Genomic DNA, 19499 nt, shown 5'->3' on the forward strand with positions numbered 1-19499 from the left:
AACTTTAGCATAACCTTTTTCAAAAGACAATTAAGTTGTCAGAATTTAATCAATATTTCTAAATATGTTCACAATTTTAACTATTCTTTAGCTTTTGTTATTTTTTTCTAAAAATTAAAAGACTGAGTATCATCGCATTTCTTAGCAATGATGCTCGGTCTTTTCTCATATTTTTTCTAATTTAGTCTAAAGATTGGATAACTTGAGCTTGGACATCTAAGGCCCGATTAGCAATTGCTTCATAGCGTTCTTTTTTGTCACGAATTCGTTCAGGTAACTCTGGGAAAAGCCCAAAGTTTGCATTCATTGGTTGGAAATGTTTGCCTTCTGCATGTGTAATATAATAAGCCATACTTCCTAAAGTCGTTTCGCGAGGGAATTCAATCGGCTCTTCCCCTTTGGCAAGACGAGCTGCGTTAATACCTGCAAGTAAACCACTTGCCGCGCTTTCAACATATCCTTCAACACCAGTCATTTGTCCAGCAAAAAACAGATCGTCACGTTTTTTTGATTGGTAGGTTGGTTTTAGCAACTCTGGAGAATTCATAAAACTATTACGGTGCATGACGCCATAGCGAACAAATTCAGCATTTTCTAATCCCGGAATCATACGGAATACTCGTTTTTGTTCACCCCATTTTAAATGCGTTTGGAAACCAACAATATTGTATAAAGAAGCTGCAGCATTGTCTTGACGTAATTGAATTACAGCATAAGGGCGTTTACCTGTTTTAGGGTCTTCTAGTCCGACAGGTTTCATTGGGCCAAACAACATGGTTTTAATGCCACGTTGCGCCATTACTTCGATGGGCATACAGCCTTCGAAAAACTTCTCTTTTTCAAACGTGCGTAAAGGAACCACTTCTGCATTGACTAGTGCTTCATGAAAAGCATTGAATTCTTCTTCAGTCATCGGACAGTTTAAGTAAGCCGCTTCGCCCTTGTTATAACGAGATTTTAAATAAACTTTATCCATGTCAATTGTTGATTTATCAATAATTGGTGCTGCTGCATCGTAAAAATAAAAGCCTTCAGAACCATTAAATTCTTGAATTTTTTGAGATAAGCTTTCAGAGGTTAAGGGCCCCGTTGCAATAATTACAATCCCTTCCGGAATATCAGTGATCTCTTCATTTTTGATTGTAATTAATGGATGACTTTTAATTTTTTCAGTGATTGTTTCAGAAAAAGAATCACGGTCAACTGCTAAGGCGCCGCCAGCTGGTACAGCGGTTTGATCTGCACTACCAATAATGATTGAATTTAAACGGCGCATTTCTTCTTTCAAAACACCTACCGCATTGGTTAAACTATTTCCACGTAATGAATTAGAACAAACTAACTCTGCAAAATTTTCTGTTTGATGCGCTGGTGTCTTTTTGACAGGGCGCATTTCATATAAATCAACTGGTACGCCAGCATTGGCCACTTGCCATGCCGCTTCACTTCCGGCTAAACCGGCACCAATAATTGTGACTTTTTTTGTCATGTATAAAAATTCCTTTCTATGTCAAGAAGTTAAGAGCTGTCTCTTACAAACTCAATTCATTTTACTAAAAGAGAAGACCGAAGTAAATTCTTCGGTCTCAATTTTTCTTATTTTTGGACGTTTTCTTCATAATCGCCATTGATACAAACGACTTGTTTGCCGCCTTTAACTTTTTTCTCTACTAAATATTGCCCACATTTTGGACATGGCCGGCCTACTGGTTTGTCCCAAGAAGTGAAGTCACACTCTGGGTACCGACTACAGCCATAGAAAATTCGATTTTTCTTTGATTTGCGTTCGATAACTTGTCCTTCGTGACACACAGGACACGTCACGCCAATTTCTTTGACAATCGCTTTTGTATTCCGACAATCTGGGAAATTACTACATGCATAAAATTTCCCGTAGCGACCCAGTTTAATCACCATTGGATGTCCACATAGTTCGCAGTCAAAGCCTGCTGGTTCATCTTTAATTTGGATTTTTTCAATTTTTTCTTCGGCATTTGTTAATTCTTTTTCGAAGGGCTTGTAGAAGCGATCGACAACTTCAACCCATTTTTCTTGGCCTTCACCGACTTTATCTAGGTCCGTTTCCATTGTCGCTGTAAAATGTGTATCGACAATTTGTGGGAAAAACTCTGAAACTAGGGAATTCACAATTTCACCTAATTCCGTTGGTTCAAACCGTTTATTGGTTAGCTTCACGTAATAACGCCGTTGAATGGTTTCTAATGTTGGCGCATATGTTGATGGTCGGCCCACACCATTTTCTTCTAAAGTCCGGATTAACGTGGCTTCACTAAAACGAGCCGGTGGTTGAGTAAAGTGTTGTTTCGGTTCGATATCGACCGATTTAACAACGTCACCTTCCACTAATTCAGGTAAAATATTTTCCTTGTCTTCTTTACCATCATCGCGTCCTTCAACATATACTTGCATAAACCCTTTAAATTTCACTTTAGAGCCATTGGCAATAAACGTTACGCCGTTTTGTTGAAGCGTGACCTTCATGGTATCTAAAATCGCTGGTGTCATTTGACTAGCAACAAAGCGCGACCAAATAAGAGTATATAATTTTAATTGATCTTTATCTAAATACTTCTTCATTTCATCAGGTGTTCTTAAAACGCTTGACGGACGAACCGCTTCATGGGCATCTTGTGCACCTTGCGTATTTTTTGCTTTGCGGCCGCCATGTGCTGAGAACTCATCTCCGTAGGTCTTTTCAATGAATTCAGCAGCTTCTGCTTTGGCGGAATCGGCAATTCTGGTTGAGTCTGTACGCATGTAGGTAATCAGCCCCACAGTGCCTTGTTTCCCTAAAGCAATTCCCTCATACAATTGTTGCGCAACCATCATGGTTTTACGGGTACGGAAATTTAATTTACGTGCCGCTTCTTGTTGTAAACTACTGGTTGTAAAAGGTAATGCAGGATTACGTTTCCGTTCTTTTTTCTCAACTTTTGTAACATCGTAATCTTTACCGTCAATTCGAGAAGTGATTTCTTTCACCGCTTCTGCATTTGGTAATTTTTTCTTTTTACCATCTACGCCCCAGAAATTTGCTTTGAATTTCTTGCGACCTTTTTGGAAATTCCCATCAATGCTCCAATATTCTTCAGGTTTAAATTCTCGAATTTCATTTTCTCGATCAATAATCATTTTTAAAGCAACAGATTGCACACGACCAGCACTCAAACCTTTTTTGACTTTACGCCATAAAATAGGACTAATCGAGTATCCAACTAAACGGTCTAAAATGCGCCGTGCTTGTTGTGCATCAACTAAATCAACGTTGATGGTTCTAGGTTCTTTAAATGCCGCTTTTACTGCTTCTTTAGTGATCTCATTGAATACCACACGGTTTTTATCTTTTAAATCAAGGCCAAGAAGATAAGCTAAATGCCAAGCAATTGCTTCACCTTCTCGGTCCGGATCGGCTGCGAGATAGACTTTTTCAGCTTTTTTTGCAGCCGCTTTTAAACTTTTGATGACATCGCCTTTTCCGCGAATCGAAATATAATGAGGTTCATAATTATTTTCAATATCAATCCCCATTTTACTTTTTGGTAAATCGCGAATGTGACCAACACTGGCAACCACCTTGTAGTTTCTTCCTAGATATTTTTCAATTGTTTTGGCTTTGGCAGGTGATTCTACAATCACGAGATATTTATAGGCCATTCAATTAGCTCCTTTCGTGTTCGCTTTCCTACTATATAATATATGTAAAAAACGCACAAATCGTAATACATCATATGCTATATAGAATAGGTTTGTCAAGACTAGGCTTTCTAACATTTCTGTCATTTCTGTTTGACTGTCCGAATTTATAAATAAAAAATGCCTATGATTTATAGATTTTATCCTAAAGCATTAAAATACCCAAAACATTCCAAATAAAATGAGTCAAGACAGCAGCTTCAAAGCGACCCGTGCGTAGATAGACCCAACTTAACGCTAAACCCATGCCCCAATAAATAATAAAACTACCTATATCTGTGGGCGTGTGCACAAGTGCAAATAAAATAGAAGAAACGAGTATGCCTATTTTTGAAGCTGGCTTGAAAAACGCTTGAATCCCGACACGAAAAATTCCCTCTTCGAAAATTGGCCCAATCACACCTGCAAAAATAAGTATAAGCCCTTTAGGAATGGCTTGGACAATTTCTTCAACACTTTGTTGGTTAGAGGTCGTCTCTAGTCCTTCCAGACGTAATAAGAAATCACCAAGTATTCCCACACAAAAGATTATCACCAAACCTAACAAGACCACTGGCAAGGTTTCTTTGATTCCTAAAAAAGTCCAAGTTATGAGCTTTTTCTTTTTCAAAAAAGCAACAAATAGATAGACGAAATAGGCACCAAGTCCAACAGCCACTAATCCACTAACAAAGCGAAACCAAAAATTTTCTGTAGAAAATTGAACAAGTGAGACCATCATCAAAGGAATTTGATCCAAAATCAAAAAGCCCAGTAGCTGCATACCAAACAACCATCTTTTTCTAACAACCGTTTCCATTTAGACACTCCTAACTACCAACCAAAAGATTAAAATCTGATTAAATAGTACCGAAGTGAACGTAGGTTGTCAATTCACAATTAGTAAAAGTCACAATTCTTCACAAATATCATCAATTGTCTGAACACATTTAGCGCCGTCCTGAATTAATTCATGGCAGCCTGTTGAAAAAGACTGGAAAATACTTCCCGGTACGGCAAATACCTCGCGCCCGTAATCCATCGCCGCTTGTGCAGTAATTAAAGAGCCACTATTCTTACGAGCTTCCATCACGCAGACCCCTAAAGATAATCCAGCAATAATGCGATTACGTGCAGGAAAATGATATTTTTTCGGTCCACTCCCATTCACATATTCTGTTAAAACAAGCTGATTCTGCTTCATAGTTTGCTGTAATTCTTTCTTTTCATACGGATAATATACATCTAATCCAGTGCCTAAAATTCCAATTGTCTGACCCCCGCTCTGGATGGCCATCTCATGGCTACGACTATCGATACCTTTGGCAAGACCGCTGACGATTGTGAATCCTTCTTTGACTATTTTAGGAACCAGAGCTTCAGTCACTCTTAACCCATATGAAGTGGCATAGCGAGCGCCGACGATGCCAATTTTCCTTCTGCTTAACAATTGTAAATTTCCTCTATAAAAAAGAATTGCTGGTGGATTATAAATTTCTCGTAATAATTTAGGATAGACGGCATCTAAAATTGTCATAAATTGGTGTTGGCATTGTCGTATATATAACGCTTCACTATGAATCGTATGGTGTAACCAAGATTGTTCAAATAATTCACGATATTTCTTGATTTCAGCGATTCTAATAATTTCTGTACTGGAAAAATCAACACGCTTTTGTGCGATAGCTTCTTGTAACACTTTTAAGATACCTAAATTGCCAATTCCTTGGCATACCGCTAATTTAAATAATAATTGTCGTTGTAAAATTTCCAACAAAAAACACCTCTTTCACATCTTCTTAAAATAAGAATACGTAAAAAAAGTGTTTTATTTTTAAATCATATCTTTTATTGGCGCAAACGTACGTCGATGAATGGGAGTTACACCGTATTTTTCTAACCCGAGAAGATGTTCTTTTGTTCCATAGCCTGCATTGTTTTTAAATCCATATCCAGGATATAATTCATCATATTCTTCCATTAATCGATCTCTTGTTACTTTTGCAATAATACTGGCTGCTGCAATCGAAATGGAGCGTGCATCCCCTTTAATCAAACTTTCTTGTGGTTGGGGAACGTCTAACTGCATTGCATCAATTAACAAATAATCTGGTGCAAAAGCTAAATCGTCAATTGCCATTTTCATCGCTTGTTTAGTTGCTTGATAAATATTAATTTGATCAATGACTCCTTGATCAGCGATACCTAACCCGATAGCGACAGCCTGTTCTTGAATCTGGTTATATAACGTTTCCCGTTTTTTAGCAGATAGCTTTTTTGAATCATTTAAGCCTAATAATTGACAATCCTTCGGTAAAATAACTGCAGCTGTCACAACAGGACCAGCTAATGGTCCGCGGCCTACTTCATCAATTCCCGCAATTAAACGATGGCCTTTTTTATAGGCCGCTTCCTCAAATTGACTCATTTCTTTAAAAAGTTGCCACTCTTTTTCTTTGGCTAACTGGCGACGTTCCCATTGTTTGATCGCTTGTTGCACTCCTGAACGTTCATCTTCTCGCCAGCTTGCTAATCGTTCATCGGTTGCATCAGTGACCGTTAACAGCGCTTCTTTGATTACCTGAATCGACTCTTTTGCCATGTTATTCGTCTCCTAGTTCTTCCCAGCGGTCCAAAGTATACGTACCTAATTTTCCACTGCGAATTTCTAAAATAATCATTTCGCTGGCTCGATTATAATCATCTCTAAAACCACGTTTTTGGCTAATTAACATCAACTGTTCTGGGGCAGGTAAAAATAGCTCTTCCTCTGTTAAACCATATCGTTCCGTTAAACGTTGTGGATAAAAACGTGCAAAAAATTCTAATCCATAAATCGCCAAATCATCTAAATGCAATAATTGATCTTTTATAGCGCCAGTTAAAGCTAATTTTTTCCCAATTTCTTCATCTTCAAATTTTGGCCAGAGAATTCCTGGTGTATCCAGTAATTCCAATTGGGAACCAGAGCGTAACCATTGTTGGCCTTTTGTCACGCCTGGCTTGTTCCCAGTTTGCGCAATTTTTTTTCCGACTAAACGATTCATTAAAGTTGACTTACCAACGTTGGGAATCCCAATACACATTGCGCGAATCGCACGCGGTTTCAAGCCTTTCGCCTGTTCACGAGCCAATTTTTCTTTTAACGCTTCCTTGGCTGCTGGCACAATTTTATTGATTCCTTTATTTTGTTGGGCATTGATGACTAGGGTTTGGTATCCTTTCTTTTGAAAGTAATGTTGCCATTTTTTATTTTGGTCGTTATCTGCTAAGTCCCCTTTATTTAAAAGGACTAATCTTGGTTTTTGTTGGACAATTTGGTCCATCATTGGGTTACGGGAAGAAAGCGGTAACCGCGCATCAACTAGTTCAAATACAATATCGACATATTTGATTTTTTCAGAAACTTCTCTTCTTGCTTTGGCCATATGGCCGGGAAACCATTGAATGGTCATAATCTGTTCAAATCCCTTCTTTAACACATTGTTTCTTTGATTCAATTCTTCAACGAGTCCTGTGTTCCGCGTAGATTCTTGCGAAAAAACACCTTCTCTAGTTTAACATATTTTTCACGGATTTGATTTATTTTCTGCAGTGTTCTTTAAAAAACAAAAAGGCTGAGACAAACTCACTTTGGATTTTGTCTCAGACTTATACACTGGCAAAGTATAGAAAGAAGTAGGTCAAGCTCTTCTCAAGCCTGACTCAAGAATATTTCTGTTTTTACTCGTTATTTCGCATGAAGTAAATTTTCTTTACAATGAATTAACTCTGTTAAAAACTGACAGTACGGTGTAGCAATCCCATAAGCTTTCCCTTTGCGAACAATTGCTCCATTGATATAATCAATTTCGGTTAAACGATGATTGGTTATTAAGTCCTGATACATCGATGGATGGTGCAAACCAATTGTTTCTCGATTATAACACGAGCGGATTTGTTGAAGAACTGCTTGTTTATCTAACGTAACTTGTTCCGCTTCAGCGACTGCTAAAAATTCATTAACTATTTGTTGAACAATTTGATCTGCTTGCTCTGTTTCGCCAAAGTCTGCCATATTACAATCCAACAAAGTACATAAACCATTCATTGTTCCATTTACACAGGCCTTCTTATAAATGGATGATAAAATATTCTCAGAATAACGTGCATTTAAGCCAGCGTTATTTAATACCTTAATGACTGCTTCTGCTGCTTGTTCACTTTGCGCTCCTAAATTTTGTAAATCAATAGAACCATTGCCAAATAATTTTACTTTGCCCGGTCCTTCTAACCCAGCGGTCCACATTGTGTTTCCTAATAAAATATTTTCGTATGGCACGTATTTTTTGATAATATCTTCGTGCCCAATTCCATTTAACAAGCATAAAACTTTCGTATTTTTATTAAGGAAATGTTCTAATGCTTCAAGCATTCCTTCCAGTTGCATTGCTTTTGTAAATAGAATAACTAAGTCTGCTGTAAAATCGATGCTTGCTACTTCTGTCTGAGGATAGATAGGAATTTTAGCGGTCACCACTTCGCCATTAAAATCAGCAACTAACCCGTTTTTTCTTATTGCTTCAATATGTTCTGGCCAACCATCAACAAAAATAACGTCATTTCCTGCTTGATGTAACATTAGTCCAAAACGACTGCCCATAGCGCCAGCACCTGCGATAATAATCTTCATTTCTTTTCCTCCGTTCAATTTTTTATTTTTAGGTAAAAATCTGCTAAGAAAATCTCTATCTCTTACTTTTATAGCAATAAAAAGGCAAAACATATGTTATATTATAAGTGATCTATTTGTTATTTTTTATCCAAGCACATTTGTGTAAGCGCTTTTAAAAAGAAAGGGAGTTTCTGATGAATATTCAGCTTTTAAAGTACTTCATTGAAATTGTTAATACCCGCAGTTTATCGGCGGCCGCTCGCAATTTATTTGTCACCCAACCAACACTTTCTTTAGCATTGAAAAAAATGGAATCTGAGTTAGGCACAGCGTTGTTTGATCATTCTGATCAACCGTTTCAATTAACCGATACAGGTCTTTATTTATATGAACATGGCCAAGAAGTTGTTTTTCAATTCGATCAATTGGTAACAGATATTCGTGAAATGAACCAGAAACCAGTTAAAAAGCAATTGCGTTTAGGCTTAACTACTTTATTTGCTGTACAATTTATGAAAGAAATTTCACGATTTTTAACAACCCATCCACATGTGAATTTAATATTACAGCAAGATGGCTCGCCAAAATTACAAACGATGTTAGCAAATAAAGAAATTGATATGGGGCTAATTTCTTTCCCAAATACCTTACCTGAAATTATTCATATTGAACCTTTAGAAACGACTACCAAAGGCTACCATGTTTATGTCGTGGTACCAGAATCAAATCCTCTCTCTCAACATGAAAAATTAACTTTTAAAGATTTGAAAGATCAACGATTTTCATCGTTAAGTGATAATTTTATGATTGGTCGCCTACTACTAGATCGGACTCGGAGCTTCGGTTATGAGCCGAATATCATTTTGCATAACGATGATTTACAAGTACTTCTTTATAGTTTACAAAAAAATAATTCGATTTGTTTGCTACCGATTGAATATTATGAAGTGGGAAAAAGTCAGGGACTGAAATGGATTCCTTTAAAAGATAAGTTTGACTATTTCCCCATCGGCATTGCTTTGCGCCGCGATTTTAGTATGACAGAAGATGTTAGAGATTTTATCCAAATCATTAAAGAAAATTAATGGATAGCCTAGCCTTGATAAGCAAAGACGACTTTACTATCATAAAGTTTCAACACTTTTTCAAATAAGAATTTTGAGAATAAACCCGCGACAATTGGAACAACAAACCAAGAAAAGAGTAAAGGTAAGATCCCTAAGCCCGCATCCAATGAAGCAAGTGGCCCCACGAGTCCAACCAAGCCAAATCCAGCCGATTGTGGGGTTCCTGAAATGTTGAATAGAACCACAGGAATTGCTGAAATAGTCGCTGTAAATAAACAAGGAATTAAAATAATTGGGTATTTAAATAAGTTAGGCATCATCATTTTCATACCGCCCAAAGAGACAGCCAGTGTCACTCCCGATTGGTTGACATTCCAAGAATTAATCACAAGAACAACAGTTGTGGCTGCAATTCCCATTGCGGCAGCACCTGCAGACAAGCCATTCAACTGAATCGCCAAACCGATTGCCACAGTAGTGATTGGTGAAATAATCAGTGCAGCAAATGAACAAGCAATTAAAATACTCATGATAATTGGCTGGAAATCAGTAAAATTGTTAATCACTTTACCAATGGCGACCGTGATCTGTGTCACATATGGGTAAATCAACATGCCAAACAAGCCTGCACCTACTCCAACAACGATCGGTAAAGCAATGATTTCCACTGAACCGAATTTTTTATCGATGACTAATAAAAGTAAGACTGCAACAGAAGCGGTAATCATAATATTAATGATGTCACCAGTGCCTGCACCAATAAAGCCTTTCACTTCTGAATTAAATTTAATCACGCCAGAGCCAGCAAATGCTGCACCGCCAGCAATCATCATTTTCTGTGGCGTTAAGCCAAATTGAAAAGCAATCAGTCCACCAATAATTAAAGGGGTGGCTAGTTGGAAAATTTGCGCCGCATGAATAATCATTTCGATAATCTTGTATTCTGCAAAATATTTTAAAATGGCTCCTAATACAGCATTGGGAATTAAGGCGATAATGGTGCCGGAAGCTGTTCCAGCTAACACTTTGTTAAAAAATATTCTTGGGGTTAATTGAGCATCCAGTTTATCAGTGGGCATTTTCAACACTCCTATTGATTATTTTTGTTTTTTTTAAACAAGTTTGAGAATGATTGAACTTTCTATTAGATAAAGAGCAGCCTCAAAGAAGAGCGCTTATTTCTTTGAGGCGCTTTTTATTTAACTAAAGCAAGGAACGATTTTTAATATACATCCGTATCCGCATTATATTTCGCTAAATTATCTTTAACATCTCGCAAGAACTTACCTGCTTGTTGTCCATCTAAAATTCGATGATCAATAGAAAGACATAAATTAACCATATCTGCCACTTTAAAGCCTCCATCTGCGGTTGGCACAAGGCGTTTATTAATTGACTCTACTTGTAATATCGCAGCTTGTGGATGGTTAATAATTCCCATCGATTGGACGGAACCTAGTGTTCCAGTATTATTAAGAGTAAAGGTCCCTCCTTGCATTTCTTTGCTTGCTAGCGTTCCTTGTCGGACTTCTTGTGCCAAGCGATTGATTTCTTTAGCTAGCCCTGCAATCGAATAGTTATCCGCTTGTTGAATCACTGGCACGTAAAGATGCTCGTCTGTCGTTACAGCTATGGATAAATTAACATCTTTATGATAAATAATTGAGCCATCATCCCAAGATGTATTGATTTTTGGATTTTTCTTTAACGCTTGAATGACTGCTTTGGCAAAAAATGGGAAGAAGCTTAGAGACAGGCCTTCTTGTTGTTTAAATTCATCTTTTAATGAATTTCTAAGTTGGACTAAGTTGGTCACATCCGCTTCCACCATTAACCAAGCGTGAGGGATTTCGTTGACACTTTGGACCATTTTTTTAGCAATTGCTTTACGTACAGGATCTGCAGAGACAATTTTATCTGTGGCTGTTTCAGTTGGACTAGCTGTTGCGGCGCTTTCATTTTGCGAAGCAACTGGCTCCTCTGAAATTGAAGGGCTAGTTCCTGGACTCACTGTTTTCTCAGGTGTTCTTGCCTGTGTTGGTGTAAAGTTTGTGACATCTTTTCTAGTAATCCGACCATCACGACCTGTCCCTGTAACTTGTGTTAAATCAATCTTTTTTTCTTGGGCAATTTTAAGGACTGCTGGGGAATAACGACCATTATTTTTTTGATGGGACGTCGCAGTGCTTGTTGTTTCAACCGTTTCATGTTCTTGTGCTTGTTCCGCACTTGCTTCTTTCACTGGTGCTAAAGTAGCTTCTTCTGTTTTTTCGGTTGTTTCTTCTGTCTCTAACGTCATCACCGCTGTTCCGATGGGCACATCTGTATCTAGAGAAATCAGAAATTCTTTTACTACACCATCAAAATCTGATGGGACTTCCGTGGTGACTTTATCAGAAACGACTTCCATTAAGGGATCATAACGTTTCACTGAATCTCCTGGTTTAACTAACCATTGGACAATGGCTGCCTCTGTGACACTTTCGCCTAGATGAGGCATTTTGATTTCTTTTGTGGCCATTTATTTTTTCCTCCTTGCTTCAATTAAAATTCTGCTAATTCTTTCATTGCTGCTAATACTTGCTCTTCATTGATTAAAAATTCTCTTTCTAAAGGTAATGCATAAGGCATGCTTGGACAATCAGGTCCTGCAAGTCGTTGAATCGGTGCATCTAAATCAAAGAGAGCATCTTCTGAAATCATTGCCGCAATTTCACTCATCACGCTGCCTTCTTTATTGTCTTCTGTTACGAGTAAGACCTTCCCTGTTTTCTTAGCTGCAGCTACTAATGTTTCGCGATCTAAAGGATATAATGAGCGAACATCGACGATTTCGGCATCAATTCCTTCAGCGGCTAGTTTTTCCGCCGCAGCTAAAGCTAATTGCAAGGTCATGCCGTAACTAATCACGGTTAAATCACTACCCGTTCTAACGACATTGGCTTTGTCAATTGGTACGATATAATCATCTGCAGGCACTTCATCTTTTAGTAAACGATATAAACGCTTATGTTCGTAAAAAATGACTGGATCATCGGAACGAATCGCTGCTTTAATCATCCCTTTTGCATCATAAGGATTAGAGGGGGTCACCACTCTTAATCCTGGTTGTCCACAAAAAACTTTTTCTGTAGACTGAGAATGATACAGCCCACCACGAACACCGCCGCCATAAGGTGTCCGATAAACGATTGGCGCAGTCCAATCGCCTTTTGTTCTATAGCGCATTGTCCGAGCCTCTGATAACAATTGATTGGTTGCAGGCAAAATGTAATCCGCAAATTGAAATTCACCAATTGCGCGATAGCCCATTAAACCTAAGCCGACAGCTAAACCACCAATTAAGCCTTCTGTTAACGGTGTATTAAAACAACGCTCGTCACCGTATTTAGCAGCCAAGCCCTTTGTTACACCGAACACGCCGCCTTTGTCGCCGCCGACATCTTCTCCAAAAATAACTACTTTTTCATCACGAGCCATTTCTTCAGAAATTCCTAAGTTAATTGCTTCTAAATAAGTCATCTCAGCCATTATATTTCTTCTCCTCTTCTCTTATTTTGCATACACTTCTTCTAAAATTGATGTCGGTACAGGATCTGGCATTGCTTCTGCTTCATCCGTTGCTTGATTGATTTCTGCACGAATTTCTTCATCAATTTTGGAAATGTCTTCGTCTGTTAAATAGCCCTCTTCTAATAATTGTTTTTCAAAAAGCTTCACTGCATCGTTCTTTTTCATCTCTTCAATTTCTTCTTTTGAACGATAAACAGATTGATCATCGTCAGCGGAATGAGAAGTCAAGCGAGAAACCATTAATTCAATCAATTTTGGTCCTTTTTTCTCGCGAGCCGCTTTTACTGCTTCTTTAAATGCTAGATAGACTTCAGTAAAATCACTACCATCAACGGTTACACCTTCAAAGCCATAAGCTTTCGCGCGATCGGCCATTCGTTTATTGGCATACTGTTCTTCAATTGGGACAGAAATCGCATATTCATTATTTTCAACCACAAAAATGACTGGTAATTTTTTTACGCCTGCAAAGTTCATAGCTTCTTGGACTTCTCCTTGATTGGCAGAGCCTTCCCCAGTGGTGGTCAATGCAACAAAATCAGCTTTTTGAAGTTGCGCTGCATAACCAACACCTGTCGCTAATGGCATTTGTGTACTTACTGTTGAAGAGAAGGAAACAATATTATGCTCTTTTGAACCATAATGATTCGGCATTTGACGACCATGGGAAGAAGGATCCGCTTCTTTTCCAAAAGAACCCATTAAAATATCTTTGGAGGTCATGCCCCAAACCAAGCACGCGGTCATATCACGATAATATGGTAAAAAATAATCTTTTTGAGGATCAAAAGCCATCGCCATCGCTACTTGTGCAACTTCTGCCCCTTGACCAGAAATATTGAAAGAGGTCTTACCAATCCTTGTTAATTGCCACAACCGTTCGTCTAAACGACGTCCTCGTAGTACTTGACGATATGCCTGAATCAATTCTTCTTTTGATAAACCCGATTTTTTAAGCGTTTTCATTTTCATCAACCTTTCTCTATTTGTGAATCGCTAAGCCATAAGTATCTAAAGCTGCTTCTTGCAATACTTCTGTCATTGTTGGATGCGCGTGGATTGCTTCACCAATTTCAATGGGCGAGGCATCTAAATACATGGCAGTACTTGCTTCGGCAATTAAATCCGTGACATGTGGCCCAATCATAGAAACCCCTAATAAATCATCGGTCTTCTTGTCACGAATTACTTCTATAAAGCCATCTGTTTCTCCATAAACAAGTGATTTACCATTACCATTAAAATTAAAGGTGCCAATCACTACTTCTTTATCTTCTGGTAAAGTTTCTCTAGTATAGCCGACACTTGCTATTTCAGGATTTGTATAAACACCTCGAGGCACGTTTGTATAATTTAAAGGTTCCACTGTCTCGCCTAAAAGATGCTGAACAGCTAACTCTCCTTCTTTCATAGCCACATGGGCTAGTTGAAGTGTATCGATACAATCACCAATCGCATAAATATGTCCTTCTGTGGTTTGATAAAATTCATTTACTTCAATGCCTTTGTCAGTATATTTCACTGAGGTATTCTGTAACCCTAACTTATTGATATTGGGTTGACGACCAATTGCTACCATGACTTTGTCAACAGTGAGGCTTTCTTGTCCTGCAACTTCTACTTGAACCTTTTGTCCAGTAACTTTCGCTTCTTGGACTTTGCTACCTAATAAAATGTTAATTCCTCGTTGCTCTAAACGTTTCTTTAATTCTTTAGAAATTGTTGCACTTTCATTTATAAGTAACCGATCCAAAAATTCAATGATAGTTACGTTGACACCTAAACTATTTAATAAAGAAGCCCACTCGACACCAATAACGCCACCACCAATAATTGCAATTGATTCTGGTAGCTCTTCTAATTCAAGCATCCCATCAGAAGATAAGATAAATTCTTCATCCAGTGGCAAATTAGGTAACGTTTTAGGACTAGAGCCTGTCGCAATAATGACATTTTTAGGAACGATAATTTCTTCTTCTCGTGTTGGATCATTAAACGTAACTGCCACTGCGCCAGAGACTGGTGAAAAAATGGAGGGACCTAAAATCGCACCTTCGCCTGCTAAAATTTTGATTTTATTTTTCTTGCATAAGCCTTCAACACCTTTGTGCAACTGCTCAACAATTCCTTCTTTTCGTTGTTGTATTTTAGAAAAATCAATGGACGCTGCCTCTGTTTCAATCCCAAAAGAAGCCGCTTGTTTTAAGGTATCAAAAACCTCTGCGCTTCTTAATAAAGCTTTTGTAGGGATACAGCCTTTGTGCAAACAAGTGCCACCTAATTTGTATTTTTCAACAATTGTGACATTTAGCCCTTTTTGTGCGGCTCGAATTGCTGCTACATAGCCTCCTGTTCCGCCACCTAAAATCAGTAAATCTGTTTGTTCCGCCATTTTGATCACTCCTGCTCAATTTTTGCTTCACTATAATTTAAAGCTTGTTCTTCCCCTGTTAATACTCGATTGACGCCTTCATATAAAGCAGCCATCTCCATTTCACCTGGGTAAACCTTAATTGGTGCAATCCAAGTGACTTTTTGACTAATTTCTTGAACAACGGTTTGCGAATAGGCTGCGCCCCCTGTTAAAATAATTGCATCAATTGTGCCTTCAAGAACCACGGCCATCTCGCCAATACTTTTTGCGATTTGGTAACACATTCCTTTTAAATAGTAATTTGCTGTTTGATCACCTGCAGCTATTTGTGCTTGGATATGCCGTAAATCTGTTTCACCTAGGTATGATTTAAGGCCGCTATTACCCGCAATTAGCTTTTTCACTTGGCTAATCGTTAACTCCTGTTCAAGTATCCATTGCGCAAATTCAACGAGCGGTAAGGCACCACTGCGTTCTGGCGTATAAGGACCTTCACCATCAAGCCCATTTACCACATCCACCATGCGGCCTTTTTGATGCGCCCCCAAGCTAATGCCCCCACCTAAATGAACAACGATAAAATTGCTTTGCTCATATGTTTTCCCTAAATCCTCAGCGATTTTTCGAGCGACCGCTTTTTGATTTAAGGCGTGACCAACGCTACGCCGGTGAATGCCTTTTAATCCGGAAATCCTGGCTAATGGCTGTAGCTCATCTACAACAACAGGATCGACAATAAAGGCTGGCACGTGATATTTTTCTGCAAACTCATTAGCTAAAATCGCCCCTAAATTTGAAGCATGGGTATTAAAGCGTTCTGTCCGCAAGTCTTCTAGCATTTGTTGATCGACAAGATACGTACCGCCAGGAATAGGCTTAAGCAAACCACCACGCCCCACGACAGCGGCTAATTGTGTGATGTTATGTGTTTCTAAAAATTCCGCGATCATTTGTTTTCGAAATGGTGTTTGACTGACAACATTTTCAAAAGGTGCCAATTCTTGGACGCTATGTCTAAGAGTTTCTTCCGCCAAGCAATCATGATTAGCAAAAAGCGCTAACTTCGTGGAGGTCGAGCCAGGATTAATAACCAATACTGTTTCCATTTTTTTCTGCTCCTTTTTTTAAACTTGTCTCATGGCAAATCTTAATGAATGGAATTTGCTTTCTGTTGAATCGCTTCTAGATGTTAAAACGACTGGGACTTTTGTGCCAACAATCGTTCCTCCCACTTTGGCGTGCCCAAACAAGGTTAATGATTTGTATAAACAATTTCCAACATCAATAGTTGGGACCACTAAAATATCTGCATCCCCCATGATAGGACCGCTGTAACGTTTATGCGCAACCGCTTCTTCAGAGGTCGCTAAATCAAGCGAAAGTGGCCCAAAAACCGTAGCCTCTTGTTGACCATTAAAATGTGCCGTGACTTCTTTTGCTAAAACAGACGAAGGCATTTTAGGATTGAAATTTTCCGCTGCGCTTAACAAAGCAATTTTCGGGTGATGCAATCCCAATTTTTGGGCGACTTCTTTAGCATTTTCAACAATTTCAATGAGGGTTGCTTGAGTGGGAGCGATATTCATCGCACAATCGGTTAACAAGAAGGTTTTTCCTGCAGGCAGCTCCACCATTGCTACATGGGAAAGAATCGGTTTATTTTTTAATTGATGCTCACTTTTCAACATTTCTTTTAGTAATGTGTGGGTCTGAATAATTCCTTTCAATAAAATTTGTGCTTGACCAGTTGCAACTAAACTGACAGCTTCCTGTGCTACCGTGGCCTCATCTGAGCAATGAACATATTTCCAGAGATTTTCAGTATCAAGATTTTCATTTGTATCAAATACAATAAACTGCAATGGTTGCTCGGCTTCTTTTAGTGCTTTTTTAACTAGCTGTAAAATCTCTGGTTGTGAACCTCCTGCAATTGAAACAGTGATCATTTTCTCACCTCATTTTTTCTTCTTTACACTTTAAATCTACCTCAGTATGTAAGCGCATACAAATTGTTAATTTTTATGTCCTTATTAATATTTTTTATAGAGAAGGAAAAGCTTAGTAAATCAAGCTTTTCTTTCTCTAAACAATTGTTATCTAATTTACTTTTCATGAAAAAACTTCTTTTCTAAGAATGAAAGGAAAACTTATGCTTCGGCACAGCTGTTTATTTATGTCAGATCCTAAAGCATGTTATACTTTAGATACTTATTTTTAGGAGGAATTAAATGGCACTACTACTATTCTTTTTGTTTATCGCCCTACTAGGATTTGGTATATTAAAAATTAATAACCGCAGTATCCTCGGCGGTATCACTCTGGCTTCTGGCACCTTATTGTCATTAGTCACCTTACTATTTATCGGACTAGACAAAATTTATTTACATTTTAAGAATGGCGACCTAATTACTTTGGCCATTGCTTATCTATTAATTCCCGCTGTGTTTATCGGCATTTGCCTTTACTTTATTTTTAACTCACGTACGATGCAAACGAAAGAAGGCAAAAGTGTCACGGCTAAATTGTCTGCTGGCCTAGGGCTGAACTTATTAATTGCTTTACCCGCCTTTCTATATTTATTATCAGTTGGCACAGCGCAAATACCTTATGTGCTTTTTCTGTTCTTACTTTTTCTATTGTTAATGGATCTTTTGCTGACCTTTCTATTTGCTGCTTACGTCTTGTATTCATGGATGTACCAAATGATTCCTTTAAAAAAAGCGGTTGATTATATCATTGTTTTAGGTTCGGGAATTCGTAGCGAGGAAGTACCTCCACTTTTGAAGAGTCGGTTAGATAAAGGGATTGAATATTATGAAAAAAACCCCACCGCTAAAATTGTAGTCAGCGGGGGTCAAGGTCCTGACGAACCTGTGGCCGAAGCTTTCGCAATGAAAAAATATTTGCTTTCACAAAATATTCCTGCAGAAGCAATTTTGATGGAGGACCAATCCACAACCACTTATGAAAATATGTTGTTTTCTAAAGCAATAATTCAGGCAGATTGGCAAAAGATGCCGTCTGATTCTAAACAACCCTCTGTTATTTTTTCAACAAATAACTATCATGTCTTACGAGGAGCTATGTATGCCCATCGTGTCGGCTTAAAAGCTGAAGGTGTCGGGGCGCCAACTGCCTTATATTTTTTACCAACTGCTCTAATCCGAGAATACATTGCCTTACTGGTTCATGATAAGCGAATTGTGCTTTTTGTTTTTCTACTTGTCACTCTTCTTTTAGGAATCAGTATCTTACCCATCTAAAAAAACAGCGACTCACATTTTTGTGAGTCGCTGTTTTTATTCTTTTAATATAAAAAGGTTTAATGAACGTAATTGGCTATCAATGCAATCAGCCATAAATGAAGCGGATAGAATCCGTAAAATAAATATTTGAAAAATGGTGCTTTGCTTCCTCTCTCACCATTGTAAAGCGATATAAATGGTAACACAGTGATAAACATAAAATCAGAATTATAAGCTAACATTTCAATTGTCGTTGGCCAATCTCCCAACCATTGAAAACTTGTAACTAAGAAAAAGAGCGCTAATGCACCATATAAACAGTTCCGTAAGACAAGTCTCTTTCTGGCTAAATACGTAATCAACATAAAAGGTAACATCACAATGCCACCTTCAGCAAACATTGCTCCTATTCCTAAAATTGCTAATATACTAATCAATAAAACAATTTTTAAACTGATTTTTGGCATCTCTAGCATCGCTTTTGTCACAATTAACATACTGACACCAAGGGCTAAGGTGAAGAAAATATTGTTGTGAACAGCAACAGCTGGATTATTCACTAAATGATTTAGAAGCGTATTTCCAACAAACATGATTGCTGCCCAAATATACAAACGACCATTGTAACGATAAACATTCCGTGTATAGTTGAACCCTTCTACAGCCATGTAACCAAAAAATACACCGACACAACGAGTAATTACATGAAAAATCAGTGCCCATTCTGGCGGAACAAAATAACTAATATGGTCAAGAACCATTAACCCCATCATCAATAACTTTAAGCGATTTGCGTTCATGAATCGTCTCCTTTATTTTTTCTACAGAAACTATCATATCTTTTTATATAACAGAAAACAACGAACATTCTTGTTAGATTCAACCATTCTTTT

At 38.0% G+C, this 19499-nt stretch carries 16 protein-coding genes and 2 pseudogenes; 2 read left to right on the top strand and 16 right to left on the bottom strand.

Annotated elements, in window-relative coordinates; all coding sequences use genetic code 11:
• Positions 1-181: 181 nt before the first annotated feature.
• The 7 genes from trmFO to IGL17_RS07130 form a co-directional block, all read right to left on the bottom strand.
• Positions 182-1489, bottom strand: a complete 1308-nt coding sequence (trmFO, locus tag IGL17_RS07100; protein WP_002357486.1) for an FADH(2)-oxidizing methylenetetrahydrofolate--tRNA-(uracil(54)-C(5))-methyltransferase TrmFO — start codon at positions 1487-1489, stop codon at positions 182-184.
• Positions 1490-1596: 107 nt separating this feature from the next.
• Entirely contained in the window at positions 1597-3675 is a 2079-nt protein-coding gene (topA, locus tag IGL17_RS07105) for a type I DNA topoisomerase (protein ID WP_002357484.1), read from the bottom strand.
• A gap of 184 nt (positions 3676-3859) precedes the next feature.
• Positions 3860-4513, bottom strand: a complete 654-nt coding sequence (locus tag IGL17_RS07110) for a CPBP family intramembrane glutamic endopeptidase (RefSeq protein WP_016617358.1) — start codon at positions 4511-4513, stop codon at positions 3860-3862.
• Positions 4514-4603: 90 nt separating this feature from the next.
• The gene (dprA, locus tag IGL17_RS07115) at positions 4604-5467 is read right to left on the bottom strand and encodes a DNA-processing protein DprA (RefSeq protein WP_002393384.1); all 864 of its coding nucleotides are present in this window, start codon (positions 5465-5467) and stop codon (positions 4604-4606) included.
• 60 nt (positions 5468-5527) lie between these two features.
• Positions 5528-6295, bottom strand: coding sequence for a ribonuclease HII (locus tag IGL17_RS07120; RefSeq protein WP_010823704.1), 768 nt, complete (start codon positions 6293-6295; stop codon positions 5528-5530).
• A gap of 1 nt (position 6296) precedes the next feature.
• Positions 6297-7148 carry a ribosome biogenesis GTPase YlqF gene (gene ylqF, locus IGL17_RS07125; RefSeq protein WP_002357480.1) on the bottom strand — a complete coding sequence of 284 codons (852 nt, stop codon included), beginning with the start codon at positions 7146-7148 and terminating at the stop codon, positions 6297-6299.
• A gap of 275 nt (positions 7149-7423) precedes the next feature.
• Positions 7424-8365: a 2-dehydropantoate 2-reductase gene (locus IGL17_RS07130; protein WP_002374778.1), complete on the bottom strand. Its 942-nt coding sequence runs from the start codon at positions 8363-8365 to the stop codon at positions 7424-7426.
• 176 nt (positions 8366-8541) lie between these two features.
• On the opposite strand from IGL17_RS07130, the gene IGL17_RS07135 reads away from it, so the two are divergent.
• A complete protein-coding gene (locus IGL17_RS07135; RefSeq protein ID WP_010775861.1) occupies positions 8542-9432 on the top strand; it encodes a LysR family transcriptional regulator in 891 nt (296 codons plus the stop codon).
• 8 nt (positions 9433-9440) lie between these two features.
• On the opposite strand, the gene IGL17_RS07140 is transcribed toward IGL17_RS07135, so the two are convergent.
• The 8 genes and pseudogenes from IGL17_RS07140 to ptb all read right to left on the bottom strand — a co-directional run bounded on the left by IGL17_RS07140 (position 9441) and on the right by ptb (position 17307).
• Positions 9441-10493, bottom strand: coding sequence for a PTS sugar transporter subunit IIC (locus IGL17_RS07140; RefSeq protein ID WP_002384478.1), 1053 nt, complete (start codon positions 10491-10493; stop codon positions 9441-9443).
• 143 nt (positions 10494-10636) lie between these two features.
• A pseudogene (locus IGL17_RS07145) lies at positions 10637-11572 on the bottom strand (dihydrolipoamide acetyltransferase family protein); the annotation flags it as partial.
• 192 nt (positions 11573-11764) lie between these two features.
• Positions 11765-11935, bottom strand: a pseudogene (locus IGL17_RS07150) (biotin/lipoyl-containing protein); the annotation flags it as partial.
• A gap of 23 nt (positions 11936-11958) precedes the next feature.
• Complete coding sequence (locus tag IGL17_RS07155; RefSeq protein WP_002357475.1) at positions 11959-12945, bottom strand: alpha-ketoacid dehydrogenase subunit beta; 987 nt, start codon at positions 12943-12945, stop codon at positions 11959-11961.
• A gap of 21 nt (positions 12946-12966) precedes the next feature.
• Positions 12967-13959 carry a thiamine pyrophosphate-dependent dehydrogenase E1 component subunit alpha gene (locus tag IGL17_RS07160; protein ID WP_016618359.1) on the bottom strand — a complete coding sequence of 331 codons (993 nt, stop codon included), beginning with the start codon at positions 13957-13959 and terminating at the stop codon, positions 12967-12969.
• Between the two features lie 10 nt (positions 13960-13969).
• The gene (gene lpdA, locus IGL17_RS07165) at positions 13970-15379 is read right to left on the bottom strand and encodes a dihydrolipoyl dehydrogenase (protein ID WP_010713372.1); all 1410 of its coding nucleotides are present in this window, start codon (positions 15377-15379) and stop codon (positions 13970-13972) included.
• Between the two features lie 5 nt (positions 15380-15384).
• Positions 15385-16467: a butyrate kinase gene (gene buk / locus IGL17_RS07170; RefSeq protein WP_002360224.1), complete on the bottom strand. Its 1083-nt coding sequence runs from the start codon at positions 16465-16467 to the stop codon at positions 15385-15387.
• A gap of 18 nt (positions 16468-16485) precedes the next feature.
• A complete protein-coding gene (ptb, locus tag IGL17_RS07175; RefSeq protein WP_016617354.1) occupies positions 16486-17307 on the bottom strand; it encodes a branched-chain phosphotransacylase in 822 nt (273 codons plus the stop codon).
• 282 nt (positions 17308-17589) lie between these two features.
• Between ptb and IGL17_RS07180 the strand changes: the two genes are divergently transcribed.
• Positions 17590-18624, top strand: a complete 1035-nt coding sequence (locus IGL17_RS07180) for a YdcF family protein (protein ID WP_016618358.1) — start codon at positions 17590-17592, stop codon at positions 18622-18624.
• Positions 18625-18683: 59 nt separating this feature from the next.
• On the opposite strand, the gene IGL17_RS07185 is transcribed toward IGL17_RS07180, so the two are convergent.
• Positions 18684-19406 (bottom strand): TraX family protein, encoded by a 723-nt coding sequence (locus IGL17_RS07185; RefSeq protein WP_002357468.1) that lies wholly within the window; start codon positions 19404-19406, stop codon positions 18684-18686.
• Positions 19407-19499: the final 93 nt, after the last annotated feature.

Origin of the sequence: Enterococcus sp. AZ088 (assembly GCF_051714845.1) — a bacterium.
Taxonomy (GTDB): domain Bacteria; phylum Bacillota; class Bacilli; order Lactobacillales; family Enterococcaceae; genus Enterococcus; species Enterococcus faecalis.

What these genes read in the sequence shown, in the direction of transcription:
- trmFO (WP_002357486.1), bottom strand. Translation starts at nt 1,489, where the DNA reads ATGACAAAAAAAGTCACAATTATTGGTGCCGGTTTAGCCGGAAGTGAA.
- topA (WP_002357484.1), bottom strand. Translation starts at nt 3,675, where the DNA reads ATGGCCTATAAATATCTCGTGATTGTAGAATCACCTGCCAAAGCCAAA.
- IGL17_RS07110 (WP_016617358.1), bottom strand. Translation starts at nt 4,513, where the DNA reads ATGGAAACGGTTGTTAGAAAAAGATGGTTGTTTGGTATGCAGCTACTG.
- IGL17_RS07120 (WP_010823704.1), bottom strand. Translation starts at nt 6,295, where the DNA reads ATGGCAAAAGAGTCGATTCAGGTAATCAAAGAAGCGCTGTTAACGGTC.
- ylqF (WP_002357480.1), bottom strand. Translation starts at nt 7,148, where the DNA reads ATGACCATTCAATGGTTTCCCGGCCATATGGCCAAAGCAAGAAGAGAA.
- IGL17_RS07130 (WP_002374778.1), bottom strand. Translation starts at nt 8,365, where the DNA reads ATGAAGATTATTATCGCAGGTGCTGGCGCTATGGGCAGTCGTTTTGGA.
- IGL17_RS07135 (WP_010775861.1), top strand. Translation starts at nt 8,542, where the DNA reads ATGAATATTCAGCTTTTAAAGTACTTCATTGAAATTGTTAATACCCGC.
- IGL17_RS07140 (WP_002384478.1), bottom strand. Translation starts at nt 10,493, where the DNA reads ATGCCCACTGATAAACTGGATGCTCAATTAACCCCAAGAATATTTTTT.
- IGL17_RS07155 (WP_002357475.1), bottom strand. Translation starts at nt 12,945, where the DNA reads ATGGCTGAGATGACTTATTTAGAAGCAATTAACTTAGGAATTTCTGAA.
- IGL17_RS07160 (WP_016618359.1), bottom strand. Translation starts at nt 13,959, where the DNA reads ATGAAAATGAAAACGCTTAAAAAATCGGGTTTATCAAAAGAAGAATTG.
- lpdA (WP_010713372.1), bottom strand. Translation starts at nt 15,379, where the DNA reads ATGGCGGAACAAACAGATTTACTGATTTTAGGTGGCGGAACAGGAGGC.
- buk (WP_002360224.1), bottom strand. Translation starts at nt 16,467, where the DNA reads ATGGAAACAGTATTGGTTATTAATCCTGGCTCGACCTCCACGAAGTTA.
- ptb (WP_016617354.1), bottom strand. Translation starts at nt 17,307, where the DNA reads ATGATCACTGTTTCAATTGCAGGAGGTTCACAACCAGAGATTTTACAG.
- IGL17_RS07180 (WP_016618358.1), top strand. Translation starts at nt 17,590, where the DNA reads ATGGCACTACTACTATTCTTTTTGTTTATCGCCCTACTAGGATTTGGT.
- IGL17_RS07185 (WP_002357468.1), bottom strand. Translation starts at nt 19,406, where the DNA reads ATGAACGCAAATCGCTTAAAGTTATTGATGATGGGGTTAATGGTTCTT.